This is a genomic window from Pseudomonas sp. C27(2019) (genome assembly GCF_008807395.1).
GTDB lineage: Bacteria > Pseudomonadota > Gammaproteobacteria > Pseudomonadales > Pseudomonadaceae > Denitrificimonas.
Window position 1 is genome coordinate 1 of the sequence record NZ_CP043320.1, and the last position, 23,155, is coordinate 23,155.

14 protein-coding genes and 6 pseudogenes are annotated in these 23,155 nt (G+C 47.6%); 13 read left to right on the plus strand and 7 right to left on the minus strand.

The genetic code is table 11. The features are described from left to right. Positions 1–151: 151 nt before the first annotated feature. Both FXF61_RS15210 and FXF61_RS15215 read left to right on the plus strand, forming a co-directional pair. Positions 152–612: pseudogene (locus FXF61_RS15210) on the plus strand (cytochrome-c peroxidase); the annotation flags it as partial. A 108-nt stretch (positions 613–720) separates the two neighbouring features. Next, positions 721–1,119 carry a cytochrome-c peroxidase gene (locus FXF61_RS15215; RefSeq protein WP_306108670.1) on the plus strand — a complete coding sequence of 133 codons (399 nt, stop codon included), beginning with the start codon at positions 721–723 and terminating at the stop codon, positions 1,117–1,119. A 53-nt stretch (positions 1,120–1,172) separates the two neighbouring features. Here the strand turns inward: FXF61_RS15215 and FXF61_RS00010 are convergent. After that, a pseudogene (locus FXF61_RS00010) lies at positions 1,173–1,462 on the minus strand (YheV family putative zinc ribbon protein). Positions 1,463–1,476: 14 nt separating this feature from the next. Next, positions 1,477–3,530 (minus strand): annotated as a pseudogene (gene prlC / locus FXF61_RS00015) (oligopeptidase A). A gap of 99 nt (positions 3,531–3,629) precedes the next feature. On the opposite strand from prlC, the pseudogene FXF61_RS00020 reads away from it, so the two are divergent. Beyond that, positions 3,630–4,165, plus strand: a pseudogene (locus tag FXF61_RS00020) (gamma carbonic anhydrase family protein). Positions 4,166–4,214: 49 nt separating this feature from the next. On the opposite strand, the gene FXF61_RS00025 reads toward FXF61_RS00020, so the two are convergent. The 5 genes and pseudogenes from FXF61_RS00025 to def all read right to left on the minus strand — a co-directional run bounded on the left by FXF61_RS00025 (position 4,215) and on the right by def (position 9,905). Further along, positions 4,215–5,666 carry a TrkH family potassium uptake protein gene (locus FXF61_RS00025; protein ID WP_151183340.1) on the minus strand — a complete coding sequence of 484 codons (1,452 nt, stop codon included), beginning with the start codon at positions 5,664–5,666 and terminating at the stop codon, positions 4,215–4,217. A gap of 35 nt (positions 5,667–5,701) precedes the next feature. Beyond that, a pseudogene (gene trkA / locus FXF61_RS00030) lies at positions 5,702–7,074 on the minus strand (Trk system potassium transporter TrkA). 9 nt (positions 7,075–7,083) lie between these two features. Next, positions 7,084–8,397, minus strand: coding sequence for a 16S rRNA (cytosine(967)-C(5))-methyltransferase RsmB (gene rsmB / locus FXF61_RS00035; protein WP_151183341.1), 1,314 nt, complete (start codon positions 8,395–8,397; stop codon positions 7,084–7,086). Next, positions 8,394–9,338, minus strand: a complete 945-nt coding sequence (fmt, locus tag FXF61_RS00040; protein ID WP_151183342.1) for a methionyl-tRNA formyltransferase — start codon at positions 9,336–9,338, stop codon at positions 8,394–8,396. The genes rsmB and fmt overlap by 4 nt, the downstream gene beginning before the upstream one ends. 57 nt (positions 9,339–9,395) lie before the next feature. After that, positions 9,396–9,905 carry a peptide deformylase gene (def, locus tag FXF61_RS00045; RefSeq protein ID WP_151183343.1) on the minus strand — a complete coding sequence of 170 codons (510 nt, stop codon included), beginning with the start codon at positions 9,903–9,905 and terminating at the stop codon, positions 9,396–9,398. 150 nt (positions 9,906–10,055) lie between these two features. Here def and FXF61_RS00050 point away from each other — a divergent pair, with 150 nt between their 5' ends. The 10 genes and pseudogenes from FXF61_RS00050 to bcsB all read left to right on the plus strand — a co-directional run bounded on the left by FXF61_RS00050 (position 10,056) and on the right by bcsB (position 23,151). Then, a complete protein-coding gene (locus FXF61_RS00050; protein ID WP_151183344.1) occupies positions 10,056–11,075 on the plus strand; it encodes a LysM peptidoglycan-binding domain-containing protein in 1,020 nt (339 codons plus the stop codon). 132 nt (positions 11,076–11,207) lie between these two features. Beyond that, complete coding sequence (gene dprA, locus FXF61_RS00055) at positions 11,208–12,305, plus strand: DNA-processing protein DprA (protein WP_151183345.1); 1,098 nt, start codon at positions 11,208–11,210, stop codon at positions 12,303–12,305. Positions 12,306–12,668: 363 nt separating this feature from the next. Further along, the gene (locus FXF61_RS00060; protein WP_151183346.1) at positions 12,669–14,273 is read left to right on the plus strand and encodes a BcsE family c-di-GMP-binding protein; all 1,605 of its coding nucleotides are present in this window, start codon (positions 12,669–12,671) and stop codon (positions 14,271–14,273) included. Between the two features lie 173 nt (positions 14,274–14,446). Next, entirely contained in the window at positions 14,447–16,084 is a 1,638-nt protein-coding gene (gene bcsG / locus FXF61_RS00065) for a cellulose biosynthesis protein BcsG (protein WP_256663457.1), read from the plus strand. After that, positions 16,074–16,268, plus strand: coding sequence for a BcsR/BcsP family cellulose biosynthesis protein (gene bcsR, locus FXF61_RS00070; RefSeq protein WP_151183347.1), 195 nt, complete (start codon positions 16,074–16,076; stop codon positions 16,266–16,268). Before bcsG ends, bcsR begins: the two co-directional genes overlap by 11 nt. Before the next feature lie 54 nt (positions 16,269–16,322). Beyond that, positions 16,323–16,475 carry a cellulose synthase operon protein YhjQ/BcsQ gene (locus FXF61_RS00075; RefSeq protein WP_151183348.1) on the plus strand — a complete coding sequence of 51 codons (153 nt, stop codon included), beginning with the start codon at positions 16,323–16,325 and terminating at the stop codon, positions 16,473–16,475. Between the two features lie 73 nt (positions 16,476–16,548). Continuing rightward, positions 16,549–17,495 (plus strand): IS5 family transposase gene (locus tag FXF61_RS00080; protein WP_151183349.1). Its coding sequence is split into 2 segments (ribosomal slippage): positions 16,549–16,702 and positions 16,702–17,495, totalling 948 coding nucleotides; the frame shifts between segments, so codons are not numbered across the junction. 157 nt (positions 17,496–17,652) lie between these two features. Then, positions 17,653–18,219: pseudogene (locus FXF61_RS00085) on the plus strand (cellulose synthase operon protein YhjQ/BcsQ); the annotation flags it as partial. Further along, the gene (gene bcsA / locus FXF61_RS00090; protein WP_151183351.1) at positions 18,219–20,807 is read left to right on the plus strand and encodes a UDP-forming cellulose synthase catalytic subunit; all 2,589 of its coding nucleotides are present in this window, start codon (positions 18,219–18,221) and stop codon (positions 20,805–20,807) included. The pseudogene FXF61_RS00085 and the gene bcsA, both read left to right, overlap by 1 nt. A gap of 19 nt (positions 20,808–20,826) precedes the next feature. Further along, positions 20,827–23,151, plus strand: coding sequence for a cellulose biosynthesis cyclic di-GMP-binding regulatory protein BcsB (gene bcsB, locus FXF61_RS00095; protein ID WP_178087223.1), 2,325 nt, complete (start codon positions 20,827–20,829; stop codon positions 23,149–23,151). Positions 23,152–23,155 lie beyond the last annotated feature (4 nt).

Below are 23,155 nucleotides of genomic sequence, written 5' to 3' on the forward strand. Positions count from 1 at the left end.
GTTATATTTAGTGAGAAGTGACGCACACTTTTTTGACTAGGATCAACTTTCGTCTGACAGCTATCAAGCATGATAGTTGCAAGAAAAATATTCAATACCATCGAGGAATAACCTGATGCTTAGATTATCTGTATTAGCGCTCTCTGTGAGCATGAGTGTTGGCGTACTGGCTGCGCCACAAACGAACGAGCCGATTCAACCGATTGAGGCCTATGTGGTGACTGATCAGGCAAAGGTTGAGTTGGGTAAGCAGTTGTTTTTTGACCCGCGTTTATCGAAGTCTGGTTTTATTTCTTGCAACTCGTGCCATAACTTGAGCATGGGTGGCAGTGATAACTTGCCAACCTCGATTGGTCACAATTGGCAAGAAGGTCCGATCAACTCGCCAACCGTTTTGAACTCCAGCTTAAACTTAGCGCAGTTCTGGGATGGCCGTGCTGCTGACCTGCAAGAACAGGCCGGTGGCCCATTGAAAATCCAATGGAAATGGGCTTTACCCATAATTTAGCGGTGGGTGTTTTAGCCTCGATTCCACAGTATGTGCAGTCGTTTAAAGATGTGTACAACGTTGATAAAATTACTATCAATGAAGTAACAGATGCTATTGCTGAGTTTGAAGAAACCTTAGTAACGCCAAATGCCCCTTTTGATCAGTGGCTCAAAGGCGATGAAGATGCACTGACTGCTGATGCCAAAGCAGGTTATAAGTTATTTAAAGAAATTGGCTGTACTGCGTGCCATAACGGTCCAGCAGTCGGCGGTAACTCTTTCCAGAAAATGGGTTTATTTGAAGAGTATGTGACCAATAACCCGGCAGAAGGTGTTGCTGGCTTAACCGGTAATGATTTAGACCGCTTTAAGTTTAAAGTACCAACGCTGCGTAACGTAGAATTAACCTACCCCTACTTCCATGATGGCGCGTATTGGAATTTAGATGATGCAGTTGATGTGATGGCACGTTTACAGCTGGGACGTAAACTTGAAAAAGATCAGATCAGTCAGATCACAGCATTTATGAAAAGCCTAACTGGTGACCAGCCAAGTTTTGTTATTCCAATGCTGCCACCGTCCACACCTGAGACACCACGTCCAGAGCCATTTGCTAAAGTAAGCAACTGATACTCAGACAATAAAAAACGGCCTGCGGGCCGTTTTTTATTGCTGGGATAAAACTATTTTGTTTTTTTCAACTTAGGATTAGGGAAAAACTGCAGCGTTTGGCTTTTCGCCTCTTTGGGCTTTTGTAAGGCGCTGACATTCACTCGCGTCGGTAATTCATTGGGAATGGAATTGCCATCGGCATTCAGAGTATCGCTGTATCCACAGTGCACACAATCGCGGTGGGTACATCATCTACATCCCACATGCGAATGCCATCCATCACCTGACAGGCTGGACATACCGCACCGGCGATAAAGCGTTTTTTAGTTTCAGTCTCTGGCGTATTACTTGGCGTAGTCATGATGACCTCTTCTGTTATGCCGCGTGAGGGTCGCTCAGGCCGCTGTGACGCAGTAACGCATCAATGCTCGGCTCGCGTCCGCGAAATTCGATAAACAGTTGCATGGGTGATTGTGAGCCACCTTTAGCGAGGATGGCATCACGAAACGCACGGCCTGTGTCTGGGTTGAGCACACCCTCTTCTTCAAAACGTGAGAACGCATCAGCTGATAGCACTTCGGCCCACTTGTAGCTGTAATAACCGGCAGCGTAGCCACCAGCAAAAATATGCGCAAAGCTGTTGGCAAAACGGTTCCAGCTCGGTGGTGTCATCACTGCCACTTGCTCACGCACTGCGTTGAGAACATCCAATACGCTGCGGCCATCACCATGGCTGCTATGCAATTCAAAGTCGAACAGGGAAAACTCCAGCTGGCGCAACATCATCAAGCCGGACTGGAAGTTGCGCGCGGCAAGCATTTTATCTAAAAGTACTTTAGGCAAAACCTCGTGTGTTTCGTAGTGCCCAGAAATCAGAGCCAAGCCTTCCGGCTCCCAGCACCAGTTTTCCATAAATTGGCTGGGTAGCTCGACCGCATCCCAAGCAACAACACCGTTGATCCCAGATGCACCAGCAAACTCAATGCGGGTCAGCAAATGGTGCAGGCCATGGCCAAATTCGTGGAATAAGGTAGTGACTTCATCATGGGTTAGCAGCGCAGGTTTGCCTTGGCTGGCTGGAGTGAAGTTGCATACCAGGTAAGCAATTGGGTTAACCAGAGTCCCGCATGAAGCGCGGAATTTGTCACGTGAGCCATCCATCCATGCGCCGCCACGCTTGTGTGAGCGGGCGTACAGGTCAAAGAAGAAGCGTCCCACATGCTTGCCATCTTCAGTGATTTCAAACAGGCGCACATCTGGATGCCAGCTATCAAAGTCGCTCAGCTCAGTGATTTTAATGCCGTATAGTTGTTCAACAATGGCAAACAGGCCGCTGAGAACTTTATCGATGGGGAAGTAAGCACGCAGTTCTTCTTCACTGATGTCATAGCGCGTGTTCACGCAATTTTTCGCTGAAGTAACCCACATCCCAGCTGTTTAAATCACTGACATTATGCTCTGCAGCAAAGGCGCGCAGCTCAGTTAGATCTTGCTCAGCAGAAGGTTTGCTACGCTCGGCTAAATCGTGCAAGAAGGTTAAGACTTGCTCGGTTGATTCAGCCATTTTGGTGCTCAGTGACAGCTCGCTGTAGTTCTTAAAGTCCAGTAACTGCGCCAGCTCTAGGCGTAAATCAAGGATCTCAGCCATCACCGGTGAGTTATCCAGTTGACCTGCATTGGGGCCTTGATCAGAGGCGCGCGTGCTGTAGGCACGGTAGACCTCTTCGCGCAGGTTGCGGTCGTCAGCGTAAGTCATCACAGCATAATAGCTGGGGAACTCAAGGGTAATTAACCAGCCATCCAGTTCTTTATCTTGCGCGGCTTGAGCCATTTGTTCTTTAGCAGAATCGGTTAAACCAGCTAAGGCCTGCTCGTCAGTAATATGCTTGGTCCAGGCTTGGGTGGCATCCAGCACGTTATTAGAAAAGCTGCTGGATAGATCCGAGAGGCGCATTTGAATCTCACCATAGCGCTTTTGTTTAGCCGGCTCGAGATCAATACCCGATAAACGAAAATCGCGCAGCTCATGTTCTAAAATAGTTTTCTGCGCAACTGAAAACTGCTCAGCGGGCAGGGCTATTGGCCAGCGCTTGATAGGCATCAAACAGGGCGCGATTTTGCCCAAGCTCAGTCCAGAATTCAGACAGTTTAGGCAGGCAGGCATAGGCAACGCGCAGCTCTGGGCTGTTGCAGACAGCGTTGAGGTGACTGACTGGGCTCCAAGCTTCGCCTAGGCGCGCGCCGAGTTCGTCCATCGGTAGCACCAAGCTGTCCCATGTGGGTTGCTCTTGTGTGCTTAATAAATGCTCAATGGCCGCACGGCTATCAGCTAAAATCGTATCGATGGCCGGCTCAACATGCTCAGGCCGAATAACAGAATAGGTGGGTAGGTCGAAATCTTGCAGCAGAGGATTGTCTTGATCAGTCACGGGAATACCTGTAAATACAAAAAAGGGATGGCCTGTATCGGGCCAATCATGTGTCTATCTTAATACAAATCAGTGCCTACGCGGCCTAAGGTTTCTATTGTGTCGATTAGAATCTATAACCAAATATTACCACAGTGTGGAAGTCGGGTATTTATTGACCCCAGTGCAGTGGTGATTGGTGATGTGCAGTTAGCTGATGATTGTTCGGTGTGGCCGCAGGCGGTGATTCGTGGTGATATGCACCGGATTCGCATTGGTGCGCGCAGTAGCGTGCAAGATGGCAGTGTGTTGCATATCACCCATGCGGGGCCGTATAACCCGAAGGTTATCCGCTGACAATTGGTGACGATGTCACTATTGGTCATCAGGCCTTGCTACATGGTTGCAGCATTGGCTCACGGGTGTTGATTGGTATGGCGTCGATCGTTATGGATGGCGCACGTATCGACGATGATGTGGTGCTGGGTGCAGGCAGTTTAGTGCCGCCGGGTAAACATCTCACCAGAGGTTATTTATATGTGGGCCGTCCAGCACAGCGAGTGCGCGCGCTGACTGAGCAAGAAATGACCTACTTTACCTATACTGCTGCCAATTACGTGCGTTTGAAGGATGAGTATCTGGCGCAAACGCAATAAGCCTGTAGCTGGGCGCTACTCAGGTATCAGGCCTGAGCAGCGTTGCACTTTAGTAACGCCAAAAGGCTGGTGATAATAGAATCAGCAAGGAGAACACTTCAAGGCGCCCGAGAATCATGGCCAAACTGAGAATCAGGTGTGCGGCATCGGGTAGGCTGCCATAGTGTGCGGTAGCGTCACCCAGCGCGGGGCCGAGGTTATTCATGCACGACGCTAATGCTGAGAAGGCAGTGATCGGGTCCAGTTCGCAGGCCAGCAACGCCAGCATCATGGTAAAGAACGTCACCATATATACCACACAAAAGCCCCAGACTGATTCAATCACACGGTCAGGCACTTTGCGCTTACCCAGCTTAATGGTAAACACACCGTTAGGGTGTAACAGGCGCTGAATCTCACGCTGGCCTTGGCGATACAGGAGCATTACGCGCATCACCTTCATGCCACCACCAGTGGAGCCGGCACAGGCACCAATAAAGGTGGTGTACAGCAATAAAAATGGCAAAAAACTCGGCCAGAGACTGAAGTCAGTGATGCCAAAACCTGTGGTGGTCGCTACTGATACCACTTGGAAAGCGGCGTAGCGTAATGACAGTAATGGATTGTCATAGTGGTTATAGATGACCAAGACAACGGTCGCAACGACAATCACGGCGGCCAAAATCTTCAGATAGGTTTGACACTCTGGATCAGTTAAATAGGCTTTAAGTGAACGGCTGCGCAAGGCTAAAAAGTGCAAAGCAAAGTTCATCCCTGAAATAACCATGAAGAAGATACAGATCATTTCAATCAGAGAGCTATCAAAGTAACCAATACTGGCGTCATGGGTGGAAAAACCACCAATGGCAACGGTTGAGAAGCTGTGACCAATGGCATCAAAGAGGTTCATGCCCGCAGCCCAATAGGCCAGAGCGCAGAGCAAAGTTAGCGCGCAATAAATCAGCCATAATGTTTTTGCTGTGTCAGCAATGCGTGGTGACAGTTTATTGTCTTTCAGTGGGCCTGGCATTTCTGTGCGATACAGCTGCATACCACCCACGCCAAGCATCGGCATAATGGCGACAGCCAGCACCACGATCCCCATGCCGCCGAGCCATTGCAGTTGCTGACGATAATAGAGAATAGAGCGCGGCAATTGATCAATTCCGGTCAGCACTGTGGCGCCGGTGGTGCTTAACCCAGAAAAAGCCTCAAACAGCGATTCGCTGATGCCCATATCGGGACTGGGCGAGAGCAGAAAAGGAATGGCCCCGAAGGTGCCCAGTACGATCCAGAATAGAGCGGTAATTAAATAGCCATCGCGTACCCGCAATTCAGCGCGCGCGCTGCGTACTGGCAGCCAAATAAACAGCCCAGTTAATACCGTGATGGCAAAGGCCCAAAGAAAGCTTGAGCTGGAGCCGCCGCCATCATACAAAGCAATCAACAATGGAGGGACATGGCTGAGGCTAAACAGCATCAGTAAAACGCCAAGAATTCGACCAATCGCGGCAAAGTGCATGCAGGCTACTCGTTAATGGGTGTCTAAGGTATAGGTTAAAAGAAGGTTAAGCCGGGCTGGAACAAGCGCTCCACATCACGGATGTATTTTTTATCAACCATAAATAAAATAAAATGATCATCAGGCTGAATAACAATATCTTTGCTACCGATTAACACTTCGTCATTACGAATAATCGCACCAATGGTGGTCGCTGGCGGCAAATTAATTTCGCTCACCTTGCGGCCAATGACTTTACTGGATTTACGATCACCATGGGCAATCACTTCAATCGCTTCCGCAGCACCGCGCCGCAGCGAGTGAACGCTGACAATATCGCCACGGCGTACATGCGTTAGTAAGGTGCTGAGGGTTGCTAATTGCGGGCTGATAGCAATATCAATCGCGCCGCCTTGCACTAAATCTGCGTAGGCAGGGTTATTAATAATCGCCATCACTTTACGTGCGCCCAAGCGTTTTGCTAGCAAGGATGCCATGATGTTGGCTTCATCGTCATTGGTCAGCGCTAAGAAAATATCAGTTTCGTCGATGTTTTCTTCTACCAATAGGTCACGGTCAGAGGCACTGCCGTGTAGCACTACAGTGGTGTCTAAACTGTCTGATAGATAGCGACAACGCGCTGGATTAATCTCAATAATTTTAACTTGATAGCGGCTTTCAATCGCCTCAGCCAGACGTTCACCAATCTGTCCACCGCCGGCAATAATGACTTTGCGGTAGCTGTCCTCCATGCGTCGCAATTCACTCATCACTGCACGAATGTGTGTGCGTGCAGCAATGAAAAACACCTCGTCATCCACCTCGATAATGGTATCGCCAGTGGGGATATAGGCCGATCACGACGGAAAATAGCAGCAACGCGGGCGTTAACATTGGGCATATGTGCGCGTAATTGGCGTAGTTCTTGGCCAATCAGTGGCCCGCCATAGTGGGCGCGCACACACACTAATTGTGCTTTGCCTTCAGCAAAATCCAGTACCTGCAGTGCACCTGGGTACTCAATTAAGCGTTTAATATGGTTAGTGACAGCTTGTTCTGGGCTGATCAAGACATCAATCGGGATGGCGTCATTATCAAACAGCTCAGTACGGGTTAGATAGGCTGATTCGCGTACGCGGGCAATTTTTGTAGGTGTACGAAACAGCGTATGCGCGACTTGGCAGGCAACCATATTGGTTTCATCACTATTGGTGACGGCCACCAGCATGTCGGCGTGGTCAGCACCGGCTTGGCGCAAAATAGTTGGAAAAGAGCAATGTCCTAGCACCGTGCGAATATCTAAGCGGTCGCCTAGATCACGCAAACGTTCCGAGTCAGTGTCGACCACGGTAATATCATTGGCTTCGCTAGCCAAGTGCTCTGCAAGTGTACCGCCAACCTGCCCAGCGCCGAGAATAATAATTTTCATAGGGTGTCCTCAAATACTCTGTGTTGGCGCTTGTTTGCTCAGGCGGGCATAGTAAAAACCATCATGACCACCGACTTGCGCAAGCAATTGACGACCGTGTGCTTGTGCTTTGCCAAATATTGCGCTGAACGGCAACTCTTGTGCATCGTCAGTGCGCTGTAAAAAAGCCGCAATCACTTCACTGTTCTCGGTCGGTAATGTAGAGCAAGTGGCGTACAGCAAGATACCGTTTTCTGCCAGTGTCGGCCATAAGGCATCCAGCAGCTCGCCTTGCAGTTGTGCGAGCGCGGCGATGTCGTCGGCTTGACGGGTAAGTTTAATATCTGGGTGACGACGAATCACTCCAGTTGCTGAGCAAGGTGCATCGAGCAAAATACGTTGGAACTGCTGGCCATCCCACCACTGATCTGTGGCGCGGGCATCTCCAGCAAGAAGAGTGGCGTTTAATTTTAAGCGCGCTAGGTTTTCTTTAACCCGTTCTAAGCGCTGCGGCTCCAAATCAATCGCCACGACCTCGCGCAAGTCTGTCTGGCTTTCTAAAATATGACAGGTTTTTCCACCGGGTGCGCAGCAGGCATCCAGCACCCGCTGCTCAGGTTCGAGCATCAATAAGTCAGCTGCCAGTTGCGCTGCTTCATCCTGCACACTGACCGCACCGTCAGTAAAACCAGGTAGCGCGGTGACATCACAAGGCGTGGCTAAGGTGATGCCGTCTGCGCTGAAGGGTGTCACTTGCCCAGCAATACCCGCTTCAGTTAATTTGGCTAAATACGCTGCTCGGCTAGAGACGCGTTGATTAACACGCAGGGTAAAGGGCGGGTGGCTGTTATTGGCCTCGCAAATGGCGAGCCAATCATCTGGCCAAAAAGCTTTAAGTGATTTTTGCAGCCAGCGCGGGTGCGCCGTCAGCACCACAGGATCTTTTTCCAGTGTTGGAAGTAGCGTTTCGGCTTCGCGTTGCGCACGCCGTAACACCGCGTTGAGTAAACCTTTGGCCCAAGGTTTTTTTAGCGCAGTGGCACAGCCAACGGTTTCTGCAATGGCTGCGTGCGCTGGAATACGGGTGTAGAGCAACTGGTATAAACCAATTAACAACAGCGCCTCAATGTCCTGATCGGCTTTGCGAAACGGTTTACTGAGCAGTGCCGCGGCTAAAGCAGATAAGCGCGGTTGCCAGCGTGCTGTACCAAAGGCCAACTCTTGCACTAAGCCTTTGTCGCGATCGCTAACGCGTTCTAGTTGTGTTGGTAAGCTGCTGGCTAACGAGGCTTTGCCCGCAAGCACTGCAGCCAGTGCGCGTGCTGCGGCGAGGCGAGGGTTCATAAACCCAATACCTGACCCGGCACAAACAGCTCTTTTTTACTGTTAAGCAAATCACTAAAGGCCAAAGCTTTGCCGTTAGGTAATTGCAGATGAGTCAGACGCAGCGCTTGCTCGCCACAGGCCACTAATAAACCTTGGCGCTCAGCACTGAGGATTTCACCGGGCTGGCCTTGGCCTTGCGCAGGCAGGGCCGCATGAATTTTTAGGGTTTCACCGGCTAAGAGCGTATGGCAAATAGGTGATGGGTGCATAGCGCGGATTTGACAGTCCAAAGCGGTGGCAGGGCGCTGCCAGTCAATCAGAGCAGCTTGCTTGTTAAGTTTGTGCGCATATGTGGCTAAACCATCGAGCTGCTTTTCAGCGGTTATGCTGCCATCAATTAAGCCTTGGATGGCTTGTAATACTGCATCAGGACCCAGCGTGGCTAACCGATCATGCAAGCTGCCGCCCGTATCAGTGGTTAAAATTGGCGTGCTCACTTTTAGTAGCATGGGGCCGGTGTCTAACCCTGCCTCCATTTGCATAACGGTAATGCCTGTTTCGCTATCGCCCGCTTCAATCGCGCGCTGAATCGGTGCGGCACCGCGCCAGCGCGGTAGCAGTGAGGCATGGCTATTGATACAGCCTAAGCGTGGAGTGTCCAAAATGGCTTGTGGCAGAATTAAACCGTAGGCTACCACCACCATCAGATCAGCATTAAAGTCAGCCAGCTCTTGCTGCGCTTCAGCACTGCGCAGGTTTTGCGGTTGCAGTACAGGAATGTCATGCGCAAGCGCGAGCTGCTTAACTGCACTGGGCGTGAGTTTTTGACCGCGGCCAGCCGGACGGTCCGGCTGTGTATACACCGCTACAATGTTGTGTTCGCTATTGAGTAATGCTTGTAAATGCCTAGCAGCAAACTCAGGTGTACCGGCAAACACAATCCGTAGAGACGAAGACATACAATTACCTTGCTAAAACAGAAGGAATATCAGTGCGCAGCTAAAACTTGGAAACGTTTAATTTTTTTGCTGGCGATGAATTTTTTCAAGCTTTTTCTTAATGCGATCACGTTTCAGTGATGATAAATAATCAACAAAGAGCTTACCGTTCAAGTGGTCGCACTCATGCTGAATGCAGACCGCTAATAAACCATCAGCTATCAGCTCAAAGGGTTTGCCATCGCGGTCGAGCGCATTGATTTTAACCCGCTGTGGGCGTTGCACATCTTCGAAAAAGCCGGGCACCGATAAACACCCCTCTTGATAGAGGTCGGTTTCATCAGTCAGTACTTCGAACTCAGGATTAATAAACACTTGCGGTGCAGACTTATCTTCTGATAGATCCATAACCACCAAGCGAATATGTTGGTCAACCTGAGTTGCGGCTAAGCCAATACCCGGAGCGTCGTACATGGTTTCTAACATGTCGTCGATCAGGGTGCGAATTTTATCATCGACCTGCGTCACAGGTTTAGCTATTGTGCGTAGTCGAGGATCGGGATATTCAAGAATATTTAAAATTGCCATATGCGTTTGTGATGTACTTATGGAATAAATTTAGAAAGCACTGCTACTATGACACGCAGCATAATAAAGAAATGGCTGTAAAGCCAAAATAGGGTTCTGGAATTGTCATTAGGCGTTCCACTGTCGACATATGATAAAGGGATTCACCGCATGAGGAAAACATTACTTGCTCTGTTACTACTTGCTACTGCCACAGTACAAGCTCAAGTACAGTTAAAAGATGGTCACCCTGACACCTATACTGTCGTTAAAGGCGATACGTTATGGGATATTTCCGGTAGATTTCTAACTAAGCCATGGAAATGGCCTGAAATTTGGCATGCTAACCCACAGGTTGCTAATCCGCACTTGATTTATCCAGGTGATCGCTTAAACCTAGTATACATTGATGGGCAGCCGCGCATCATGTTAAACCGAGGTGCGAGTCGTGGCACAATTAAGTTGTCCCCTAAAGTCCGCAGTACGCCAATGGCTGAGGCCATCCCCACGATTCCTTTAGAAGCCATTAATAGCTTCCTATTGAGCAATCGCATCGTCAATACACCCGAAGAGTTTGCTTCAGGTCCGTATGTTGTTGCTGGTAACGCTGAGCGCGTGGTCAGCGGTGCAGGCGATCGCATTTACGTGCGTGGTGCTGTTGAAGATAATGCCATTTATGGCATCTTCCGCCAAGGCCGTACCTATATTGATCCAGTGACTGAAGAATTTCTCGGCATTAACGCTGATGATATTGGTGGTGGTGAGATTGTTGCCATTGAAGGTGAAATTGGCACCATGATGTTAACCCGCACCACCCAAGAAGTGCGTATTGCTGATCGTTTGTTTGCAACTGAAGAGCGTGCCATCAACTCAACGTTCTCACCGAGTGAGCCTAAAGAAGCCATTGATGGCGTGATCTTGGATGTGCCACGCGGTGTGTCGCAAATTGGTCAGTTTGATGTGGTTACCATTAACAAAGGTACGCGCGATGGCCTCGTTGAAGGCAACGTTTTAGCCGTGTACAAAACCGGTGAAACAGTCCGCGATCGTATTGGTGGTGACTCGGTGAAAATTCCAGATGAGCGCTCTGGTTTACTGATGGTGTTTCGTACCTACGATAAGCTCAGCTATGGTTTAGTGCTGTATGCCAGCCGTCAGTTAGCGGTTTTGGATAAAGTAAAAAACCCTTAGTCTGACTCTGTGCTACCTGTAGCAAAGCAAAAGCGTCCTTAATTAGGGCGCTTTTTTGCTTTTTAGCGCTTGATTACTACACTGAACAGCACGAATGGCAGGACGTCATTCGCTCGTAATAAGGATGTTGATATGACGCAGTGCTCACCCGCAGAGCTTGAAGCGCGCTTGCGCTTACATAGCCTTCCTGATATCGGTCCACAACGATTCTACGCATTAATTAAAGTATTTGGCTCTGCCAGTTCAGCCTTGAGTGCGCCGGCCGCCGCGTGGCGGGCAATTGCTATGCCGCAAAGCAGTATTGATGCGCGGCGCTGCGCCACCGTGCGCGAGCAAGCGTTGCTGGCGCTGCGTTGGGCGGAGCAAACGCAGCAGCATGTGCTGTTGCATGATATGCCTGAGTACCCAGCCTTGTTGAAAGAGACCACCGGCGCGCCGCCATTGCTCTTTGTGCAAGGTGATCCTGCTGTTTTGGAGCAGCCACAAATCGCTATTGTTGGCAGTAGGCAAGCAACACGCCCCGGTTTAGATACGGCGCAGCGTTTTGCGCGCAGTTTGGCCAGAGGTGGCTTTGCCGTGACCAGTGGCTTAGCGCTTGGGGTTGATGCGGCAGCCCACCAGGGTGCTCTAGATGTGCAAGGTGCAACGATTGCCGTGGTGGGTACGGGGCTCAATCGAGTCTACCCAGCGCGGCATCGTGGTTTAGCGCGCACTCTTGTTGAGCAGGGTGGTGCGCTGGTATCAGAGTTGACGCTAGACAGTGCGCCGCATGCCAGCCACTTTCCGCGGCGTAACCGTATTATTAGCGGTCTTGCATTAGGCGTGTTGGTGGTGGAAGCCAGCCCTTCGAGCGGCTCGCTAATTACCGCACGCTTAGCTGCCGAGCAGGGCCGCGAGGTGTATGCGATTCCTGGTTCTATCCATTCGCCAGGCGCGCGCGGATGTCACCAACTGATTCGTGATGGTGCAACCTTGATTGAAACGGTTGATGATATTTTGCAGTCGCTGCGAGGCTGGCAACTGACAGGGCTGCCTGAGGAAAAAGCCATACAGCAGTCACTTCCGCTTCAGCATCCGTTGCTTGACTTGTTAAAAGCACAGCCGTTGAATATTGATGAACTGGTTGAGCTCAGTGAATTGCCATTGCCAGAGGTGCTAACTTTACTGACCGAATTTGAAATAAATGGCAATGTAAGTTATGCAGGCGGTGTCTGGCTGTATCGTGTATAACTGTGCTATTAAGATAGATTGTATAAAATATTGACGCCAATTAAATGGCTGTATGATTTATTGACGTAATAGCTATGTGCTTGTATATTTAAGCAGTTATGCATGATGAATATTTAGAAGAGTGGCTTTATATAATAGAGGCTGCTTAATGAGTCTATCTTTGTTTGTAAAGCTGTAATTAAAACTGCTTAAGTTCTGCTGATTTCATGAAAATATTAGATTGTTAGGGAAATACTGTATAAACCTAGTTTTATCATTTGTACGTATGCCGGTATCTAGTGAAATCAATAACATAGGCCTCTGCGCTTACTAGAGATTACGATTTAGTCAGCGGCTCCTTGGTTTTTAAATTATTGGCAAATTATGAATACTCGTCACGGTAGTGCGCGTGAGTTTATGGTGCCTTCGATAGGCATAACAGGCTGTCTTCAAGAATACCAGCAAATGCGATTTGGCTCAGTCTATTGGCTGAGTATGGATACTCATGTCAATGCTTTGCGTTTTGCTACGCAAACCTTGGCCGCTTTAGACTTTAACAACCGTGCGGTAGTGGTTGGCAGCGACAAAATTCCTGTGATTATTTCTGCTCTTAAAGAAGATCAAGGGCCGGCTGAATTACGTAGCTATTCTTTACGAGGTGAGATGCCAAAGGCTGTAGTGCAGCTGACTAAGCAATTGGATCGAAGACTCAAACCTAGTAAGCGCTTGATCGTATGCTTGCTGCCAATAGAGTCGCTTAGCTTTCTAGAAAAAAACACTCATATTGTGCTTAAAAATTGGCGCGATTGGTGTGAAGGTAATGGTTGTATTTTGTTAATTTTGGCATATGGCGAGCAAGCTCAGTATATGAGCCTGCCACTAATCGCTGAAAGTGTTTTTTTATCGGGCCTCGGGCATTTAAAGACGCAAGAAAATGGTTATATTTATCAGCTTGATTACTGGGTCAACAACTTAGGTGTACAGGCTGCCCAGCAGTTTTTTTTGCAAGATAAAAATATCGGATATGAGCTGTTAAAAACTGCTGCGTTGCCAGTGAAAAAAGCGTTAGGTGAAGTGTTTTTACAGCGCAGTGTATTAGAAGGTGCTCCTGTCTTTATGGCAGAAAAATGGCGTATTGCTGAAGATTGGCAAGGGCTGGTTGATGCGGCGCAAATAGTTGTGCGCGGCACCTTTGTATTTGCATTGTCTGAGAATAATGAACTTGAATCCTTGGCTCGAACATTATACAAGCTGCGCCAGCAGAGAGGGCTATCTATAAGTATAGTGGTGCGTGAAATGAAGCAAGTGCTGCGCAATCAAGAAGTGCAATTATTGCTGCAGTGCGGTGCCGCTACAGTGGTCTCTGCTGATACACATTTAGCACGATTCTTCGGTATATTGGAAAACTTAAAAAATCAACAGAGTAATCAGCCTTTAACACACAACTTGGAATCTGCTATTGCTAAAATAAAAGCGCCTGATGATATCAAAGGGATTGTCTCAGTGCCGGAGTTCACTGCCTATTTAAAGCGTGTCTTAATGAACGCTTCTGCTGTAGATGCAGGTGGTGTTTTAGTTGCAATGCGCCCAGCTCCTGCGCTGAGTGTTGAGCAGTTGATGGGGCAGTTAAGAATAGACCGTCAAGGTGACGTGGCTTGTGCAGCAAATGGAGTTATGCATTTGTTTTTGTTTGGCTGCCATCAGGACTTTATTGAGATTGCTTTGCAGCGTGTGTTTTCTTTGCCGATGCAAGACATAGTATCAGAGCACCAAGTGCACACAGAGCATGTCAGTATTGAAGATCATGTTAGGCGGATGCAGATACTAAACAAAACACAAGCTAACTCTACGCTAGAGCAGGTGAGAGAAAATTGCTTAGCAGTTCACCCTACGCAGCGTAGCGAGAAACACGATCGGCGTACGTCTATTTTGTTTAAGCCGCAGCTTAAGCCCTTAAACTTACGCAGCCAAACCCAATCAGAATTCTAGGATAATACAAGTGGGGCTTTTTCTAATAGGTGTGTTTTGTGGCTGCATAGTGACCTTGCTCTGCAAAAGAGTATGGCGATGGCTGTCAATTCGAATATTACCAGCGCGGTATTTACAAGCGCATGCTGTACGTCGTCGGGATATTTCTGGCTTGAAAAAAGAGACTGATAGTGGTGACTGATATTAAAGCTGAGATTGAATTACAGCGCAGCGATTTATGGCGAGGCTTCGGTCTGTGGAATTTTTACTTTCTAGCGAAAATAGCATTATATTGGGCCGATTTTATTGGTTTTGATGTTTTTTATAATCTGTTATTAGCAGCCTTTCTACTCTTACCTGTAAAGTTTAAAAAACTGCATATAACACGGGGTTTATTCGCTTTACCTGCTGCTATTGCATTGCTGTATTACGATAGTTGGTTGCCACCATTTAGTCGTTTACTTGAACAGCCTGACATATTGAAGTTTTCAAATGCGTATATGTTAGAGCTGGCTCTGCGCTTTATTAATTGGCAGTTATTGGGTATCGGCTTTATTTTTATAGTTGTTTATCTGTTTCTGACACAGTGGTTACGAATGACGGCCTGGACGCTGCTGGCTTTACTGCTAGCGGTATTACCTAGTGTTCCAGGTGTGCCGCGATTATTATGGGCTGATACCGCAAATACAGTGACGCAGCGGTTAAATATCGTTACTGACAATCCGCAAGCTGCGAGTTTGCAAGGTAGCGATCTTAATAGCCTGCTCAATGAAGAGCTTGAACGGTTTTATACGGCAGAACAAAGTCGAATGACTGAGTTTGCATTGCCGCTCGCTGATGCTGCGCCATTTGATGTGTTGCTGTTAAATATTTGCTCACTGGCATGGACTGACCTAGAGGTCAGTCAGCTCACGCAGCATCCATTATTTGCAAAAATGGATATTATCTTTGATAACTTTAATTCTGCCACCTCCTATAGCGGGCCTGCTGTTTTACGCTTGATGCGCGCCAGCTGCGGGCAGACTGCTCATGAAGCTTTGTACCAGCCAGCAGATCGACAGTGCCATCTCTTTGATAACTTAAAACAGTTTGGCTTTACTGGCAACGCAGCACTTAACCATACCGGTGAGTTTGAAGGCTTTATTGATGAATTAAGCTTGGCTGGCTTTGCGTCACCACCAATGATTCCTAGCAATATTAAACCTAAACTTAAGGCGTTTGATGGCAGCCCTATTTGGGGGGATTATGATGCTTTAAAGTTATGGTGGACTGATCGGCTACAGCAAAACACATCATCAGCCGCACTTTTATACAATACGATTAGCTTGCACGACGGTAATCGTGAAGCAACATTGGACGGCGGTAGTCGTTCATCACCTTATGCTAAGCGGGCAAAAACATTACTGGATGACTTGGATGCTTTTATGGATGTGTTAGCAGCCAGCGATCGCCAAGTGATGGTGGTTTTTGTGCCAGAGCATGGTGCTGCATTGGAAGGTGACCGTATGCAAATACCTGGTATGCGTGAAATACCTACGTCCGACATTACCCACGTGCCGGTTGGCGTTCGTTTTATTGGTACGCAGGCAATTGCTCCTGAGACGACTCTTCAAATTAGTACGCCGACCAGTTATTTAGCATTATCTGAACTCATTTCTAGAGTGATCAAAAGAGATGTGTTTGACCAGCCGCAAGTTGAGTGGCGAACACTGATATCTGACTTACCAGAGACTCAAGCTATTTCGGAAAATAGTGGAACAGTCATGATGAATTATCAAGGTGTTCCTTATCTGCGCTTAGGCGAACGTGATTGGGTTAAGTATGCACGATAAGAAACATGCAATCTCAGCTTTTAATAAGACTAGTTTGGCTTTATCTGATGATGTTGAGCTGCTCAAAAAGCAGCTTAAAATGGATTCTTTTAATTATGTAGATATTGCTTCGATACAAGCTTGGGAAGCCTCTTTAGGTGAATGGCCTTTACTTGCTGAGTGGGATACATGGAGCAAAGATTAAAATGACTAAGAGCTATTTTTAAGTGTTGATTTTAGAGGGTGCAAGAGGCGTTATATGCAAGTAACTGTAGTTGGGCTGCGCGGGGGAGTGGGAGCAACTAGTATTGCTGCAATGCTTGCTGATGCACTGAGTCTAATGGGGGAGTCAGTATTACTGATTGATTTAAACCCCAGTGATCTTTTACGCCTGTATTTTAATATACCTTAGGAGCCTCTGAATAACTCCCCACTTTTTGCGATAATAGCCGCATCGACCTTTTTTTTGCCCAGTGAGCCGAATCATGAGCCAACTGACCTTTGCCGAAGCAGAGTACCAGAACAAAAAGCGTAAGACGCGTCGTGAGATTTTCTTGGAAAAAATGGATGCCATTATTCCTTGGAAGCGCTTGGAGAATCGCGCCGCTAAGCATTACCCAAAAGGTGAAATGGGGCGTCCCCTTATCCGCTCAGTGTGATGCTGCGTGTGCATTGCTTGCAGTTGTTCTACAACCTTAGCGATCCTGCTCTGGAAGATTCGCTGTATGAAATTGAATCAATACGCCGCTTTGCAGGATTGCGTTTGTCAGACAATATTCCTGATGAAACAACGATTTTAAACTTCCGTCACTTCCTTGAAAAGCATGGGCTGGGCAAGCTATTTCTGAAGGAAATTAACAAGCACTTGCAGCATCAAGGCTTGCTGTTTCGCGAAGGCACCATTGTGGATGCCAGCATTATTTCCGCACCGAGCTCAACGAAAAATCAAAGCCGCAAGCGCGACCCAGAAATGCATTCCAGCAAGAAAGGCAACCAATGGCACTTTGGCATGAAGATGCATATCGGCGTGGATGATGTCACAGGTATGATTCATAGCGTGGAAAGTACGGCTGCCAATGTGCACGACGTAACCATGACTGCAAGCCTTCTACATGGCGAAGAAAAGCGTGTATTTGGTGATGCTGGATACCTAGGTGTTGAAAAACGCAGGGAAAACAAAGAGCGCAAAAATCTTGCCTGGCTGATCAGTGCTCGAATCAGTAAGCGTAAAACCATGACCGAAAATGAGCAGGAAATTGAAAAAATGAAAGCCAAGCTACGCGCTAAAGTTGAGCATCCGTTTCGCTACATCAAGTGCGTATTTGGCTATAACAAAGTCCGTTACAAAGGGCTTGATAAAAACCATAACCGTTTATGCCTGCTAGCAGGACTAACGAACCTCATGATCAGCAGAAAATACTTGCTGGCTTAGGGTTAGTGCGCCCTTAATCCGCCAAAACGGCGAATTAAGGGCTAAAAGAGGTGGTTTTACCTCGAAAACGGCCTTTTTTAGCTGTTTTTTTGAGTTTTCGAGTCATTTTCTGAAAAGCTCAATAATAAGCTGAGATTTTCAGAGGCTCCCTTATGCTGACAAGCAGGGCTGGGCGCTGGCTGAAGCCAATGGCAGTGGCTGGGAGCGGCAGACGTATCAAGTTAAAGATAATTTTTATGTCTTACCCTATGGGCGTCATGGCTTAACAGCGCTGGGCGTGCATATGGATACGCCCATCAGTGCGCCAGCGTTATGGCTTAATGAAAAATTAAGTGCTGCTACAGGCTGTTCATGGGTGATTTTTGACGCAGCAGATACGCGCGGACAGCATGCCCGTTTGCACCAGAGCAGTGACTTACATTTATTAGTCACTCATGCGGATATGGCCAGTCATATCTTATTAGGACAGCATCATTTAGCAGAAAAGACAAAAATAGTTGTTAATCAACTAGATGTTAAGCAGCGTTTAAGTGATACGGTTTTATTGGACTGGAATATACGCTATGCAAAGCATTTGGTGCCAATCAGTGTGCGTCAAGATTTACATGTGCAAGAAGCTTTTGCGCATAAAATGCCAGCGACAAGCTACTTTCCTGACTCTTCGAGTGCGCAAGATGTATTAAGTTTAGCAACCTGGTGTTTAGTGCAGCGCGGTGCTGCTTGATGATTCAGCGTCATAAATTGCCTGAGCTCAGCCAGCAATACCGAAATGCCCGAGGGCAGCAGATGGGGTCGATAACAGCGGCTTTATTTGTTTGTGTGAAAATGTTGGCTTATATGTTTTTACGCCTAGAAGATCAAGCATGGCAACAACTTTGGCAGCGCTATCAGCCTTGGTTTAAACACTTGACGCAGCGGCCCTATCAGCCTGCAGATCCGCTGCGCTATACCCTGCAGGTGATATGGTTAGTGTTTGTGCGCATCCCTACAGCGCAAACAGTTTGGTATGTTGCCTATTTAAAAAAAACAAGGTCGAGAATATTGCGCTGGCGTCGTTATCTGGGGCGCTTTTTAGCACGAGGGATTAAACCTGCAGTAGCGCAGAGCCCATTACGTCATGCTTTTGCGAATCCGCGCCACTTAATGCAGCATATCGCAAAAAGCCGGCTCAAAAAGGCGATTTTTTATGTGTTTGTTGCGGTGCTGATGTGTTTAGCCGTGCTTTTGGTAACACAGCCGTTTAGTCTCTTGGCCCAATTCATCTTTGTAGTGCTGCTTTGGGGAGCAGCAATGCTGGTGCGGCGCATCCCCGGACGTTTTCCAACTTTATTATTGATTGTATTATCTCTGACGGTATCGGCGCGCTATATTTGGTGGCGTTATACTTCCACTTTAAACTGGAATAGCAATGTCGACCTGCTCTTTGGGCTCATTTTGTTGGCTGCCGAGACGTATTCTTGGGTTGTTTTGGTCATGAGTTATATTCAAACGGCCTGGCCACTAGATCGTAAAGTTGCCCCATTACCTGCAGACCGAGCGCTCTGGCCAACGGTTGACTTGATGATTCCTACCTATAATGAAGACCTCAGTGTTATCAAGCCGACTGTGTATGCTGCGCTGGGTATGGATTGGCCGGCAGATAAGTTACGCATTCATCTACTTGATGATGGTCGCCGTGATGCCCTGCGTGAGTTTGCTGAGGAAGCGGGCATTGGTTATATCGTACGAACGGGTAATCGCCATGCAAAGGCTGGCAACCTGAACAATGCTTTGCAGCAAACAGAGGCTGATCTTGTGGCCATTTTTGATTGCGATCATGTCCCTAGTCGTTCTTTTTTACAATTAACCGTTGGCTGGTTTTTGCGTGATGAAAAATTAGCATTGGTGCAGACACCGCATCACTTTTTCTCCGCTGATCCGTTTGAGCGTAACCTTGATCACTACGGTAAACAGCCCAATGAAAATGCGCTTTTTTATGGCTTGATTCAAGACGGTAATGACTTGTGGAATGCGGCGTTCTTTTGTGGCTCTTGTGCAGTCTTAAAGCGTAGTGCGGTTGAGTCGATTGGTGGTTTTGCGGTAGAAACTGTCACTGAAGATGCCCATACCGCTTTGCGTTTGCATCGTGCAGGCTATAATTCCGCGTATCTACGAATTCCGATGGCGGCGGGTTTAGCCACAGAAAGCCTTTCAGCACACATTGGACAACGTATTCGCTGGGCGCGCGGCATGGCGCAAATTTTCCGCACGGATAATCCCATGCTTGGCAAGGGCTTAAACCTATTCCAGCGCTTGTGTTACGTCAATGCGATGATGCATTTTCTTGCAGGCATACCGCGTATTATTTATTTAACTGCACCACTGGCTTTCTTATTGTTCCACTCCTATATTATTTACGCACCAGCAATCGCCATTATGCTTTATGTGCTGCCACATATGATCCATGCCAGCATAACCAACTCTGCCACTCAGGGAGCATATAGACGCACCTTTTGGGGTGAAATCTATGAAACTGTTTTGTCTTGGTATATCGCAAGGCCAACCACTGTTGCACTCTTTTCGCCTAATAAAGGTCAGTTTAATGTGACAGAAAAAGGCGGTTTGATTGAGCATGAATATTTTGACTGGAAGATGGCCAAGCCTTATGTGCTCTTAGCGCTGCTTAATTTTTTAGGAGTGGCTTTTGGTATTTGGCGGCTGTGGAGCGGCCCCGTGGATGAACACGCCACCGTCATCATTACCATGCTGTGGGTTGCGTATAACTTAATTGTGTTAGGTGCCGCTGTTGGTGTGGCTGCGGAAGTGCGACAAACTCGACATAGTCACCGAATTACCACCAATTTGCCTGTCGATCTGATTGATACAGATGGCTACATGTATAGCGGCACCTTAACTGATTATTCAGATGCAGGGGTGGGAGTAAAACTGGCTGATACGGCATTGCTTAAGGTGGGTGCCCTCGTTGATTTGATCTTGGTGCGCGGTGCACGACAATTTAGCTTCCCAGGTCGTGTGAGTCGCAGCATAGATGAGAGTGTTGGTATTCATTTTAAAACCCTGAGCAAGCAACAGCAAATTGATTTTGTGCAGTGTACCTTTGCTCGAGCGGATGCTTGGTTAACCCATAATCGTGATTTTTCACTTGACCGGCCGATGCAAAGTTTTATTGATGTTGTCTTACTAAGTGTGTCGGGCTATCAGCACTTAGCTAAATATTTACCTTTTCCGCTGAGTAGGCTTGTTAAGTGGCTTACTCAGTTGGTGGCATGGGTGCTGTCTTTTTTACCACGTAATCACCCCATTACTTACTAATATGAGTCTACTAAACATTATGTTAAAGCCCTTGTTGTATAAGTTGCATGTGAGCCTTGTAGGCGTGCTATTTTGTTTTTTATATAACGCAGTACATGCGCAAACACTGGACGAGTCCTCACGGCAGATAGAAAGCATTGAGAGTGCTGTAATGCTAGGCAATTCAATTGCTGAAGCGCCAGTTTTAGCACCTTTGCGCAGCGATACTTACGCGCTAACCCAATTGGCACAGGGTGATAGTTATAAATTACTGGGTATAGATAACACGCAGCAACTGGAGTTTACGGTACGTCGTGACCAGCTTATAACGGATGCAGAGCTGGAATTAGTGTTTACCCCGTCGCCTGCTTTACTGCCAAGGCTTTCTCATTTGCGCGTGTACTTAAATGAGGAAATGATGGGTGTTATTCATATCGAGGCAGCAGATACAGGGCAGCAGGTGCGTAAAACGATTAAGTTAGATCCTCGCATGATGATCACTTTTAACCGTATACGTTTAGAGTTTGTAGGGCACTACACCGAAATTTGTGAGGACTTAGCGCACTCTTCATTGTGGTTAGATATCAGTAAAAAAACTCAGATACGGATCAATCAGCAAGCCTTAGCAATTACCAATGATTTGTCTTTTTTTCCAGAACCCTTTTTTGATGCGGGTGATATGCAGGCGCAAGAGCTGCCTTTTGTCTTTGCAGGTGCGCCAAGCAATCAACAAATGCAAGCAGGTACAATCCTTTCATCTTACTTTGGAACGCAGGCACAATGGCGCGATATCAGTTTCCCCGTGCATTACAGTACTTTACCTGAGCAGCATGCCATTGTTTTTGCAACGAATGTGCAACGCCCTGAGTTCTTGAAGGATTACCCACAAGTAAGCGGGCCTGTTGTTGACCTCATTAGCCTGCCAGACAATCCGTATTATAAAATGCTATTGGTGTTAGGCAGAGATGATGACGACTTAATCACTGCAGCCTCTGCTCTTGCTATAGGCAATCCATTGTTTCGAGGGCAAAGTGTCAGCATCAATGAGGTGCAAAGCATAACGCCCCGTCAGCCTTACGATGCGCCGAACTGGGTCAGCACAGAGCGCCCTGTGTTTTTCTCAGAGCTGGTAAGTTACCCAGGCCAACTTGAGGTGTCTGGGCTTATTCCACGGCCCATTGCGCTGAATCTTAATTTGCCGCCAGATTTATTTATTTGGCGCAACAGTGGCATTCCCACATCAGTTATCTATCGCTATACGCCACCGTCGAAAACGGATGATTCACGATTAAATTTAAGCATCAATGATAATTTCATACATAGTTATAGCTTGCGGCCAAGTGATGAGCAGGGTTTGTTAACAAAAATCCGTTTGCCTTTAAGAAACAACGAAAGAGCCAGCGTCAATCAAGGATTGTTAATCCCAGCGCTCAAGGTTGGCGATAACAACCAAATTCGTTTTGATTTTTCATTTGCGAGTACGCTGGCAAGTGCGCAGCGTGATACTTGCCAAACAAACTTGCCGGTTGATGTGCGTGCTGCCATTGATGAAAACTCAGTTATCGATTTTTCAGGTTTTCGTCACTATTTAGCGATGCCGAACTTATATGCGTTTGCTGGCAGTGCTTTTCCGTTCAGCCGTATGGCTGATTTATCAGAAACGGTTGTTGTCGTGCCGTCTGCACCCAGTGCCAAGCAAGCGCGTTTAGTACTTGAGGTTATGAGCAAAATGGGCGCGCAAATTGGCTATCCTGCGCTAAAAATAAGAATCATGGATGACTGGTCAGCAGCCAGTCAAATGGATGCGGATCTGCTGCTTATAGGTAGCTTGCCGCAAGCCATTAAGGAACGATCTGATGCGCACTTGCTCTTGCACAATACGCAAACACGCTTACGTCAAGCACGCGTGGTAGGGGGGAGCTCTGATCAAAAAAATAGCCATCTACTGCAAGCTAACCAAACAGAACGAGAGCCTCAGTCGTCTGTAGATGTGCAATCTTTAGCGCCTATGGCAGCTATTATCGGTTTACAGTCAGAGCTCTATCCGCAGCGCAGTATTGTGGGTTTGTTGGCGAGCAGTGATGAAGATTTCAACTTGTTAACTCATGCACTAAACAACCCGGGGCTGCGTGAAAATATCAAAGGCTCTGTTGCGCTAATTCGAGAGTCTGGCGTGAGTTATCACAGTGCTGGGACTGTTTATTACGTGGGCGAGTTGCCGTGGTGGGAGTGGCTTTGGTACCACTTGTCTGAGCGTCCTTTATTACTAGCGGCTATAGCGTTTTTTGTGGTTTTAATTCTATCTGTGATGCTTTGGCACACACTTCGTCTGCTTGCGCGTAGACGCCTAGAGTATGATGCGTAGAGTA